This is a genomic window from Pseudocolwellia sp. AS88, assembly GCF_030551755.1.
Lineage (GTDB): Bacteria > Pseudomonadota > Gammaproteobacteria > Enterobacterales > Alteromonadaceae > Pseudocolwellia.
On sequence record NZ_JAUPEC010000008.1, the window covers coordinates 165,125 to 177,258 of the forward strand.

The 12,134-nt window shown below is 36.5% G+C and carries 9 protein-coding genes; 7 read left to right on the forward strand and 2 right to left on the reverse strand.

Annotation, left to right across the window (positions count from 1 at the left end; all coding sequences use genetic code 11):
* Positions 1 to 6 precede the first annotated feature (6 nt).
* Positions 7 to 1,200 carry a hypothetical protein gene (locus Q5N69_RS08130; protein ID WP_304368373.1) on the reverse strand — a complete coding sequence of 398 codons (1,194 nt, stop codon included), beginning with the start codon at positions 1,198 to 1,200 and terminating at the stop codon, positions 7 to 9.
* Between the two features lie 288 nt (positions 1,201 to 1,488).
* Here Q5N69_RS08130 and Q5N69_RS08135 point away from each other — a divergent pair, with 288 nt between their 5' ends.
* The 7 genes from Q5N69_RS08135 (at position 1,489) to Q5N69_RS08165 (ending at position 11,272) form a co-directional block, all read left to right on the forward strand.
* Positions 1,489 to 1,893: a CopL family metal-binding regulatory protein gene (locus Q5N69_RS08135; RefSeq protein WP_304368374.1), complete on the forward strand. Its 405-nt coding sequence runs from the start codon at positions 1,489 to 1,491 to the stop codon at positions 1,891 to 1,893.
* A gap of 138 nt (positions 1,894 to 2,031) precedes the next feature.
* On the forward strand, positions 2,032 to 3,507 hold the full coding sequence (locus Q5N69_RS08140) for a TolC family protein (RefSeq protein WP_304368375.1): 1,476 nt from the start codon (positions 2,032 to 2,034) through the stop codon (positions 3,505 to 3,507).
* Entirely contained in the window at positions 3,507 to 5,063 is a 1,557-nt protein-coding gene (locus Q5N69_RS08145; RefSeq protein ID WP_304368376.1) for an efflux RND transporter periplasmic adaptor subunit, read from the forward strand. Before Q5N69_RS08140 ends, Q5N69_RS08145 begins: the two co-directional genes overlap by 1 nt.
* Before the next feature lie 17 nt (positions 5,064 to 5,080).
* Positions 5,081 to 8,221 (forward strand): efflux RND transporter permease subunit, encoded by a 3,141-nt coding sequence (locus Q5N69_RS08150; protein WP_304368377.1) that lies wholly within the window; start codon positions 5,081 to 5,083, stop codon positions 8,219 to 8,221.
* 217 nt (positions 8,222 to 8,438) lie between these two features.
* Complete coding sequence (locus tag Q5N69_RS08155; protein ID WP_304368378.1) at positions 8,439 to 8,771, forward strand: PBPRA1643 family SWIM/SEC-C metal-binding motif protein; 333 nt, start codon at positions 8,439 to 8,441, stop codon at positions 8,769 to 8,771.
* Between the two features lie 108 nt (positions 8,772 to 8,879).
* Positions 8,880 to 10,841, forward strand: a complete 1,962-nt coding sequence (locus Q5N69_RS08160; RefSeq protein ID WP_304368379.1) for a DNA topoisomerase III — start codon at positions 8,880 to 8,882, stop codon at positions 10,839 to 10,841.
* A 107-nt stretch (positions 10,842 to 10,948) separates the two neighbouring features.
* Entirely contained in the window at positions 10,949 to 11,272 is a 324-nt protein-coding gene (locus Q5N69_RS08165; RefSeq protein ID WP_304368380.1) for a hypothetical protein, read from the forward strand.
* Between the two features lie 278 nt (positions 11,273 to 11,550).
* Here Q5N69_RS08165 and Q5N69_RS08170 read toward each other — a convergent pair whose 3' ends face one another.
* The gene (locus Q5N69_RS08170) at positions 11,551 to 11,937 is read right to left on the reverse strand and encodes a YkgJ family cysteine cluster protein (RefSeq protein ID WP_304368381.1); all 387 of its coding nucleotides are present in this window, start codon (positions 11,935 to 11,937) and stop codon (positions 11,551 to 11,553) included.
* Between the last annotated feature and the right edge of the window lie 197 nt (positions 11,938 to 12,134).

The following is a 12,134-nucleotide window of genomic DNA, read 5'->3' on the forward strand; positions in this document are numbered from 1 at the left end:
TGCGTGCTACAGAAAGCGGTGAACAATTGGACAGTTAATAATAAATCCTGTCGAACCATAAGGAGCTCCACCAGGGCCGGTAATAAAGCCACGTTCAACTAGGCCTAAAATTTGAAATTCTTCAGTTAATCGAGAAACATATCCTCTATCAATAGCTGCTTGGCTCCATTCACCTAAGTTAAGATCCCAAAGAGGGCTATAATCTGTCGCAACAGTAGGAATTCCACCTAATACGTTTAAGGTATCGCCTTCACCTCTAAGCGCACTTTCAAAACCTTGACGTTGTGGATTAGTTACTCCTTCTTCAAGGTTAACCGGTCCATTAACAAAACCGAAAATACGTTCAACTGCACTAAATAGTGAATCATCAGCACCAACGGCTACATCTCTTAAACCTGGTGCATAAGTTGCGCCTTCAAGTGCTGCTGGTAATGGGTCGTTTGTATCTGTTGAAAGGTATAAAACAGGTTTAGCAAAACTAAAACCAGGTGTTAATGCTAGTGTAACTGTGCCTTCTTCAGGGCAAATATGAACAACTTTATCGTGTACTAATGAATAATCAGGTGTTGTATCACAAAAATCTAAATCTTCTGCTGGTGTGTTAAATGCAATCATTGGGGCGTTGTATATATGATCCCCAGCACTAATAATTTTAACTAATGGCGAATATAGTTCGTCGCCAACAGAACCTGGTTGAAAAGCAGCAGGTGGGAATGCATTCGGTAATTCACCCGGTGTAACAATACGCTCTGGTGAAAAGTCTACAGCTCCCCAATGGAACATTAAGGTGCCATCAACATCGGTTTCAGCAATACGAGCAGAACGAGAGTTATCAGCAAAAGCTAATTTACCTGCATGGTTAACACCAAGAGCAACAGCTACTTCTGCATCGGTAGTATCTGTTATGACATACCAAACAGCTTCACCTGTTTCTTTTAATTTACCGTAATAAAGTGGCATGGTTATGGTGCCAGCATCTTCATCTAACACTCCAGAACGTAAAAGTTGTACTGGGCCAATAAGTTCTGGTTCTACACTTGACGGTGGCGGACCAAAGTAAGTCACTGGAATATCTGTACCTATAGAAGGAGGTGAAGGTCTTACTTCATCATCACCTGACTCTTCTGCTATTGCTACGGCAGCGCATAAGCTTGATATTACAAAAAGACTAGCTAGCGTCTTATTAAATTTTTTGTACATACTATTTACCTTTTCAAATGTAAGTTAGATTGAAATTTATATGTGTTTTTTATTTCATCATTTTTTTTATCTAGGTAAATTCTATGGATTAGTTATCACGAATTCGTCACGAAAAAGACACGGTTATGAATTAAATGAATCACAACTCTGTGATAATTAATATGATGGTAAGTTAGTTGTTTTATTAGAAGGGAAAATTGATTTTTGTAAACTCTAATCAGTTATCTGCATTGAATCACTAGAATTTTAATGTATCATTACATCAATTAAATTATTTCTTGGTGACTTGTGTTCCAACACTTTTCTAAAACATTAATGGTATTGCTTATCTGTTTGACCTTTTTCGGTCAGGCAATGGCGTCTACTGTTATGTCTTATCATATGATGAGTATGGAAAATATGAAGAGCATGCATCAGCAACAAAGCTCAGATCAAAGTACTAACATGTCAATGATGGACCATAGCCAACATACGATGGGAAATGGTACGAGTAATGAGCCGGAATCTAAAGATGACGATTGCTGTGATAGTTTTTGTAATTGTTTTACCAGCGGTTGTTCACCTTTATTCTCAATCCACCAAAATATAAATAATGATGTCGTTATCGATATCGCTGCAAAAATTTACGCTATACCTGTTCAAATTCAAAGTCAGCTCCCAACCTCTTTATATCGACCTCCTATACTAAGTTAACTACAGACTCAGTGTGTCCAAAATTTGGCTCACTAAACTATTTTATCTCTGTATTTGGCTTTTTGATCTCGGTTTACTCTCTATAACCATTTCAAAATAACCTTATGAACTAAACTTTTTATCCCTATTGGGGCGGTTATGTTTATCAATAAATTAATGTTAAATGGGCTTTTAGCTTTTACTTTTTTCCATGCTAATGCCACAAAACCATTCAGTAATACAACGCAGAAGGCTTTATCTTTCAACAAAGCGATCAGTACCGCGCAAGCTAACGATCCTTGGTTAACGGGTAATGTAAATCAGCAACGTTCTATTGAATATATGAGTCAGGCGGCAACGTCATTACCTGATCCTAAAATCTCCATTAACATGGCGAATTTGCCTGTTAATGGTTTTGATTTCTCTCAAGAAGCGATGACGCAAGCGCAAGTGGGGATATCGCAAGTTTTTCCTCGTGGCGATAGCTTAAAAATCAAAAGTGACCAGCTAAAAACTGAAAGTGAAATGTACCCTTATCAAAGAGAAAATAGAAAATCTCAGGTAGCGGTTACGGTAGGTAGCTTATGGCTAGATGCTTTTCGAGTACAAGAGAGCATTACTTTAATAGAAACCAACAGGAAGCTTTTTGAGCAGTTAGTACAAATTAGCGAAGCAAGTTACTCTTCAGCGTTAGGTAAAACCAGACAACAAGATATTGTTAGAGCACAATTAGAGTTAACACGCTTAGACGATAGATTAGATATTCTTCATCAACAAAAAAGCAGTTTTGATGGCTTGTTATCGCAATGGTTGGTTAACTTATCTCAAGAAAGTGATTCGGGTAACTCAAACGACATTACAGATACTTCTTATGATTCAATCATTGCGGACTTAGCTCTGTCTCATTTTAATTTGAGCCCTCAGCTTCCAGATATCGATTTACTTAACCATGAGGTTATCTATCAAAGTGATCCCCTTAAACCTAATCAAGTTGTTGCTTTGTTTATTAATCATCCTTCTATAATTGCTATTGAAAAAAAGGTTGATGCGAGTAGAACAGGTATTTCGTTAGCAAAACAAAAATACAAACCAGAGTGGGGAGTTAACGCAAGTTATGGCTACCGTGCGGATGATTTTGATGGGCGCAGCCGAGCTGATTTATTTTCAGTAGGTGTTACTTTCGATTTACCTTTATTCACCGAGAATAAGCAGGATAAAGAAGTAAAGTCAGCTATTCACCAAACTGAAGCCGTTAAAACAGAAAAGCTTTTAATGTTAAAACAATTTATTGGTAGCTTTGCTAGCGCGAAAGCTCGATTGCTGCGCCTTAAAACCAGACAACATTTATATAAAACAAAATTGCTTCCGCAAATGCATGATCAAGTAGAGGCCGCATTAGCAGCTTATACAAATAATGATGGTGATTTTTCTGAAGTTGTTCGTTCAAGGATTGCCGTATTGAATACTGAAATTGAAGATCTATCCCTTAATGTAGAAGAGCAGAAGATACATCTTGAGTTAAATTACTTGTTTGTTGGTAGTGTTAAAGTTGCCAGTGTTAAATCGACTCGCTACGAAAACCAGAAAAGTATGGCCAATAGTTCACAATCTAGAACTATTTGGGGAGAAAGATAATGACTAATAGTAAAAATACACGAATGAAAGCTGGCGTTATTATTGGGTTAGTTTTAGGTAGCATAATAAGTTTTGTTGCTTATCATTTTATTATGCCTACTCAATCAGCTAGCCATGAAATGTCGAGTAGTACTAAAGACTCAAAAGAACCTATTTATTGGGTTGCACCAATGGATGCAAACTATAGAAAAGATAAACCTGGTAAGTCACCAATGGGGATGGATCTTGTTCCTGTTTATGATGACGACGGCTCAGGTCCTGATGAAGGTGCTGGTACAATTCGCATTTCTTCCAATGTTGAAAATAACTTAGGTGTAAGAGTTGCTAAAGCAGAAATAAAACCTTTAAACACAGTGATTAATACCGTTGGTTATGTCACTTACAACGAAGAACAATTGGTTAATGTTCATTCTCGTGTACAAGGTTGGATTGAAAAGCTTTATGTCTCAGCCGTAGGCGATCAAGTAACAAAAGGGCAAGCTCTGTACGATATTTATTCTCCTGAATTAGTAAATGCACAAGAAGAATTCTTACTGGCGTTAGATCGTAAGAATAATCGACTTATTAGTGCAGCTCAAAATCGTTTAGCAGCATTATATTTACCCCAACAAGCAATTGAAAAGTTACGTGCTACACGAAAAATTCAACAGAATGTAACTTTCTATGCAATACAAAGTGGTGTTGTTGAAAGTTTAAGTGTTAGAGAAGGTGTATTTGTTAAACCTGAAACCATGATGTTATCAATTATCGATTTGAGCCAAGTGTGGGTAAAAGCAGAAGTATTCGAACGTCAATCTTCGTTACTCGCTATGGGTAATGATGTTGTGATGACGTTAGATTATTTACCTAATAAACAGTGGCAAGGAAAAATCGAACACATACATCCCATGCTCAACCCTAAAACTAGAACATCAATTGCACGTTTACGATTTGATAATACCAACAACGAACTTAAACCTAACATGTTTGGACAAATCACCATTCAAACCTCTGGTAATGAAAGTGCGCTACTTATCCCGAAAGAAGCACTGATCAGAACAGGCACACAAAATCGTGTTGTTCTTGCATTAGGCGAAGGTAACTACAAGTCTATTGAAGTTAAGGTAGGGCGCTATAATGAAAACAGCGTTGAAATATTAGAAGGCTTAGCTGAAGGTGAGAATGTTGTAAGTTCAGCTCAATTCTTATTGGATTCTGAATCAAGTAAAACTTCTGATTTTAAACGTATGGAACCTGAAAACATTGAAGAAGAAACTCCAGAATTATCATCCGTTTGGGTAAACGCTGAAGTAGAAAGCACTATGGCTGATCATAGAATGTTAACCCTAATTCATGATCCTATCCCTGAATGGAGCTGGCCAGAAATGACCATGGATTTTACGGCTATAGATGCGGTAGATTTTTCTCAGCTAACAGAAGGTCGACATGTTCGCGTTAAAATAAGTAAAAAAGTAACAGGAGGTTATCAGGTTATAGACATTGATGTATCTGATACTGAAATGCTTGATCAGCAAATGTCTAATGACAATACTGTCATTGATCATTCAAACCACTAATTTAGGAGTTTATATTTATGATTGCTTCTATAATTCGTTGGTCCGTTGGAAACCGATTTTTTGTTTTACTAGCAACCTGTTTATTGGTGGCTGCAGGGTTATATTCTGTTAATAAAACGCCGATTGATGCCTTGCCAGACTTGTCTGATGTACAAGTCATAATAAAAACAAGTTATCCAGGCCAAGCACCTCAAGTGGTGGAAGAGCAAGTCACTTATCCTATGACTACCGCTATGTTGTCAGTACCTGGTGCTGTTACTGTGCGAGGTTATTCTTTTTTCGGTGATTCGTATGTTTATGTGATTTTTGATGAAGATACCGACTTATATTGGGCTCGCTCACGCGTACTTGAATATTTAAGTCAGGTTGTACCTAATTTACCCAGTAATGCTAAATCTCAATTAGGCCCTGATGCCACAGGTGTAGGCTGGGTTTATTTATATGCCCTTATCGATAAAACAGGGCAACACGATTTAAGCGAGCTACGTAGTTTACAAGATTGGTTTTTAAAATATGAGTTACAAACCCTTTCAGGTGTATCAGAAGTCACCGCTTTAGGTGGTATGGTTAAACAATATCAAGTCAATGTTGATCCTGAAAAGCTACGCGCTTTTGGTATTCCGCTTTCTCATATTCAAAGGGCTATTCAACAAGGCAATCAAGAAATTGGGGCTTCAGTTATCGAGATGGCTGAAGCCGAATACATGGTGCGAGCTACAGGTTATTTAAAAAGTATTGATGATCTAGAAAATATTCCCTTAGGTGTTAACGAAAATGGTACACCTTTGCAGTTAAAAGATGTCGCCGATATTGGCACAGGTCCACAAATGCGTCGAGGTATTGCCGAACTTAATGGTGAAGGCGAAACTGTTGGCGGTATTGTGGTTATGCGCTTTGGTGAAAATGCTCAACAAGTAATTAATCGCGTAAAAGCAAAACTTGAAGAACTTAAAAAAGGCCTCCCTGAAGGCATTGAAATTATTCCTGTTTACGATCGTTCAGCGTTGATTGAACGTGCGGTAAATAACTTAGGTTTCAAACTGCTAGAAGAGTTTGGTGTTGTCGCTTTAGTTTGTATTGTTTTTCTGTTTCATGTGCGTTCATCTTTGGTTGCTATTGTAAGTTTACCTGTGGGAATTTTAACAGCTTTTATCGTTATGCATTTTCAAGGGCTTAACGCTAACATTATGTCGCTTGGTGGTATTGCGATTGCGATTGGTGCCATGATAGATGGTGCAATCGTTATGATAGAAAACATGCATAAGCATATGGAAAAGCTAACATCCCAAGGGAAAAAATTAACCAATGAAAACCGCTGGCAAGTGGTTATTGATTCAGCCAGTGAAGTTGGACCTGCATTATTTTTCAGTTTGATGATCATTACTGTTAGTTTTATCCCAGTTTTTACCTTAGAAGCACAAGAAGGGCGAATGTTTGCGCCATTAGCTTTTACTAAAACTTATGCCATGGCTGCTTCTGCTGCATTAGCTATTACTTTAGTTCCTGTTCTTATGGGCTACTTTATTCGCGGAAAAGTATTACCGGAGCATAAAAATCCAGTAAATAGATTTCTAACCTATCTTTATATGCCAGCTTTAAAAACTGTGTTACGTTTTCCTAAAATCACTTTATTAGCAGCCTTGGTTGTACTGGCTATTGGAATATATCCACTAAATAAAATTGGCAGTGAATTTATTCCACCGCTCGATGAAGGCGATTTAATGTATATGCCAACAACGTATCCTGGAATATCTATCGGGCAAGCTCGACATCTATTACAACAAACGGATAAATTGATCAAAACAGTACCAGAAGTGAAAACTGTATTTGGTAAAATGGGACGGGCAGAAACAGCTACAGATCCTGCACCATTAACTATGATCGAAACCTTCATTCAGTTTAAACCGCAAGATCAATGGAGAGCTGGCGTTACTCCTGAAAGTTTGAAAGCAGAATTAGACGCACTCGTTAAATTCCCCGGCGTGACTAATGCTTGGGTTATGCCAATAAAAACCCGAATTGATATGTTAGCCACAGGCATCAAAACACCTGTTGGGATCAAAGTGGCAGGGGCAGATCTTTCTGTTATTCAAGATATAGGGAAGCAGCTAGAAGTTATTCTTAAAGATGTACCTGGTACGGCATCCGTTTATTCAGAGCGTGTTGCTGGCGGACGTTATGTGAAAATTGATATTCAACGTGCGAAGGCTGCACGTTATGGGTTAAATATAGCGGAGATACAGCAAGTTATATCAACAGCTATTGGCGGTATTAATGTAACAAACACAGTTGAAGGGCTAGAGCGTTATCCTGTAAATTTACGTTATCCTCAAGATTACCGTGATTCACCAGAGCAAATATCTTTGTTGCCTATTGTTACACCTACAGGGCAGCGTATTTCATTAGGCGATGTAGCTAATGTCTTTATTGAAGATGGACCGCCAGGGATCAAATCTGAAAATGCACGTTTAAACGGTTGGTCGTTTGTTGATATAGAAGGTGTCGATATAGGTACTTATGTTGAAGCTGCTCAGCAAGTTGTTGCAGATAAACTAAAACTTCCAGCAGGTTATTCAATTGCATGGGCAGGCCAGTATGAATATATGGAGCGCGCTAAAGCTAAGTTAGCTTACGTTGTGCCATTAACCTTATTCATTATTATCATCTTACTATATTTAAACTTTAGAAATGTGATTGAAGTCGCGATGATCATGGGGACTTTACCTTTAGCCATGGTAGGCAGTATTTGGTTAATGTACCTTGAGGGCTTTAACTTTTCGGTAGCTGTTGGCGTTGGTTTTATTGCCTTAGCAGGTGTCGCTGTTGAAATTGGTGTCATTATGTTGGTTTATCTCAACCAAGCTTATAAAGAAATGCTTAATTATCATCAAGAACGAAACATAGACACGACAAAAGCGGATGTGCTGCAAGCTGTTTTACATGGCGCAGGTTTACGTGTTCGCCCAGTAATGATGACAGCAGCAGCGATAATTGTTGGTTTACTTCCTATTTTATACGGAACAGGAACGGGATCAGAAGTAATGAGTAGAATAGCAGCGCCTATGGTTGGCGGTATGTTAAGCGCGGTAATTTTAACGCTATTAATTTTACCTGCATTATTTTACCTATGGCGCTCCTCATCATTAAGAAGTAGTTAAACAAATAAAGGATAAAAGAAAACATAAAATTACTTAGTTGTTATGAATATTTTCAATATTAACGCTAAGTGATTTTTCATTAAAAATCTCAAATAAAGGTAATATTTGGGTTAATAAAAGGCTAAATGTCGTATTCAAGCATTATAAAGTCGACTATTTATCCCTTTGCGTTATACTGCCGCGCTTAAATTATGGTTTTAATTAGCGGGAGCAAATAATGCACGATCTGTATTACAAAGGGCGTATTCACACCAGACATAATCACGTAACAACAGGTTATAACACTAAGCGCACCGTTAAACTTGGCACAGAGAAAAATCCTCTTACCTTAGTTGTTGCTTCTGATGAGCGAAAATTAGAAGTAGAAGCCTTAGTTGCTGAAAACCAATTGTTTGCTGACATTACAGTAGATAAAAGCGTTGACGAGAATATCAACGAACTTGACGTTATTCTAAATAAGCCTGTAACTACTACTTTTGATAAAACACCTAACCGTAATGATCCTTGTTCATGTGGCAGTGAGAAAAAATACAAAAAGTGCTGTGGTTAATTAGTACTAACCAAACTTATAATATCTATAGAGTATTATTTATTACTTGATACTGTATAAAACAACAGTTACGATGTTTTTGTTATTCATAAAATATAAAATGTCGTCATGAAGTTATTTATTGCAGAAAAACCCAGTTTAGCTCGAGCTATTGTTGATGTGCTACCTAAGCCACATAAAAAAAATGATGGTTTTATAGAAACTGGCAATGGCGATGTAGTTACTTGGTGTATCGGACATCTATTAGAACAATCACCACCTGAAGATTATGATGTTAAATACAAAAAATGGGTAGTCGAACATTTACCCATAATACCTCAACAATGGCAACTCAAGCCTAAATCACAAACTAGAAAACAACTTACCGTAATAAAAAAACTTGTTAAAAAAGCTGATTGTATAGTAAATGCTGGCGATGTTGACCGAGAAGGGCAGTTACTTGTAGATGAAGCGATAAGCTTTTGTGGTGCATCCAAAAGTAAAATAGATAATGCTCAGCGTTGTTTGATCAGCGATATGAACTTCGCCGCAGTAAAAAAATCTGTTAACGCATTAAAACCTAATAAGAATTTTCTACCTTTAGCTGTATCAGCACTTGCACGAGCCCGTGCAGATTGGCTTTACGGTTTAAACATGACACGTTTATGCACTTTACGTGGGAAGAAATCAGGTTATCAAGGCGTATTATCTATTGGGCGAGTGCAAACACCTATATTGGGCCTAGTGGTTAACCGAGATATTGAAATCGATAACTTTGTCTCAAAGCCTTTTTATGAAGTATTAGCTAATATAACAACAGCAAACGGTGAAATATTTCAAGGTAAGTGGCAACCAAGTAAAGCATGCGAGCCATATATGGATGAAGAAAAACGTGTGCTATCTAAAAAACTAGCATTAACAGTCGTCAACCGTATTAATAATCAGCCAGGTAAAATAGAAAAAGTTACTCAAGATAAAAAACAACAACCAGCACCTTTACTATTCAGTTTATCGGGTTTGCAAATTGCAGCGGCCAAAGCTTTTGGAATGAGTGCCAAACAAGTATTAGACACCTGTCAGCAACTTTATGAAAAACATAAACTCATAACTTACCCAAGATCAGATTGTCAGTATTTACCTACAGAACATTTAAATGATGTGCCTGCTGTTACTGATGCAATTAGCCAAATTTCACCTAAATTAGCAGCTAGTTTAAAAGAGGCAGATCTAAAGAAAAAGAGTCGTGTTTGGAACAATAAAAAAGTTAGTGCGCATCATGCCATTATTCCAACAGCTAAAAATAAACCAACAGGTATTTTATCTCCTACAGAAACTAAAATTTATGAGCTAGTAGCAAGACAATATGTGGCACAGTTTTATCCAAACTTCGAATACGTTGATAAACAAATAAATACTATTATAGATGGTGGTCTTTTTATCAGCAGGCAGAAAGATATTGTTAAAAATGGTTGGAAAAACTTGTTTTCGTCTTCAAATACCAATAAAACAAACAATAATAGTGATAAAGATGGTGATAATACAAAAGATAATGAATTTTCGACTAAAAAACTACCAGAGGTAAAAGTAGGAGAATCGGTACTTTGCTTAGAAGGAAATTTAATAGAAAAGAATACAACACCACCTAAACCTTTCACTGATGCCACCATATTATCGGCGTTAACGGGAATAGCGCGCTACGTTACCGATGCAAATATTAAAAAGGCGTTACGAGAGTCAGATGGTATAGGTACCGAGGCAACACGAGCAGGTATTATTGAATTACTATTTAAACGGCAATTTCTAACACGCAAAGGTAAAGAGATCAGAGCGACAGAAATAGGGCGTCAATTAATAACGGCTTTACCTGCACAAATATCACAGCCAGATATGACTGCATTATGGGAATCGCAACTTGAATCAATTAGTAATCAGTCTATAAACTATCAAACCTTTATAGGTGGAGTAGAGCAAAACTTACATCAATTGATTAACGAAGTTAAAGATGTGACTTTTACTGGATTACCACAAAGTGCAGTACCTAGAAAGTTTACCCGTAAACGACGAACTAAAAAGACATCTACTAAAGCATAAGCTGTTTACTCATCGAATTTAACGTTACAATACAAATAATAATGCTACTACTTTATATAGTAGAGTCAGATTTTCGCAATATGCGACACAATAAGAGTCATACCTGAATGAAGCCATATAACAGCCTTGCCGAATTAATTAAAAACTTAGAAGATGAAATACAATCACTTACTCAAGATGTAAGTATGCTTAAAGAACAACCACAAAGTTTGAATGAGCAAATTATTTTCAAATACATTGATACGGGCAGTACAGGTAAAACTAAAGATTATGTTAGATCATTAGGTGTTAAGTCTGAACGTGGCGCTTTCTTCTCATCAGGCGATGTAACCAAGTTAATAAAAGACGGTGCCGACGATATAGCACCTGAATTACTAGATATAGCGCGTAAAGTTGTACAAATGAAAAAGACAGGCAGCTCAAAAAGATAGTTAGCAGAAAATTATAGATAGTTAGTTATATTTAGATATCAAAACATAGCTTACATATAACTACCTTAATTGTATGACTCTGTTAATAGCGCTATTACTTATACAAATAGTGATAGAGAAATATCATTCCAATAATTTCCTTTATAATTAATATGAAGGAAATTACTGAATCACAATCACTTCTTTTACTTATTACCTAACCTCAACTCGGGATAATGAATGTTATAACATTCAATAAAAATAGCTTATTGAGTAACTTTGCTTATCCCGAGTTGAGGTTATCTACTATCTATCATCAATACATCTAGTTTTACTTGAGCCTGTTTAGGTTTAGTAATATCGATAGCTTCAATCATTTCGCATTCATCTCTTATCATTTCAGGGATAAGGCTTGGGTAAAGTCTACAATCTTCCGGTCTATTAAAATAAATACTGCATGTATACTTATTGGCTTCAAGCGGATTAGCTTTAGGAGCTAACTGTAAAAAAGGGCATTTTTTAAGCCTATCGCCTGATTTAGGATTAAACCAAATTTCTTCACCTTTAACATATTCAAAAATTTCAGGATGAAATATCTCCCAGAGATCGATTTCTTCCTTAGTAGCTGAAAGATCTTCTCCGCCATATTTAATACAACATTTGCCGCATTGATTACAATCTTTCATAAATAAACACTACTTTTGTTAGTTAACGCGAAATTTGACAAGAAAAGAGAACAATAAACTCATTGTATCATTGATAGAGTTTAAAGTTTCTTTAGTGATTTATGTAAAATTTGAATGATTTTTGAATGATTTTTGAATGATCTGATTGTTTAATAAACGCTTTGAAATTAAATTCAATTAATTCACAAAAAACAGTT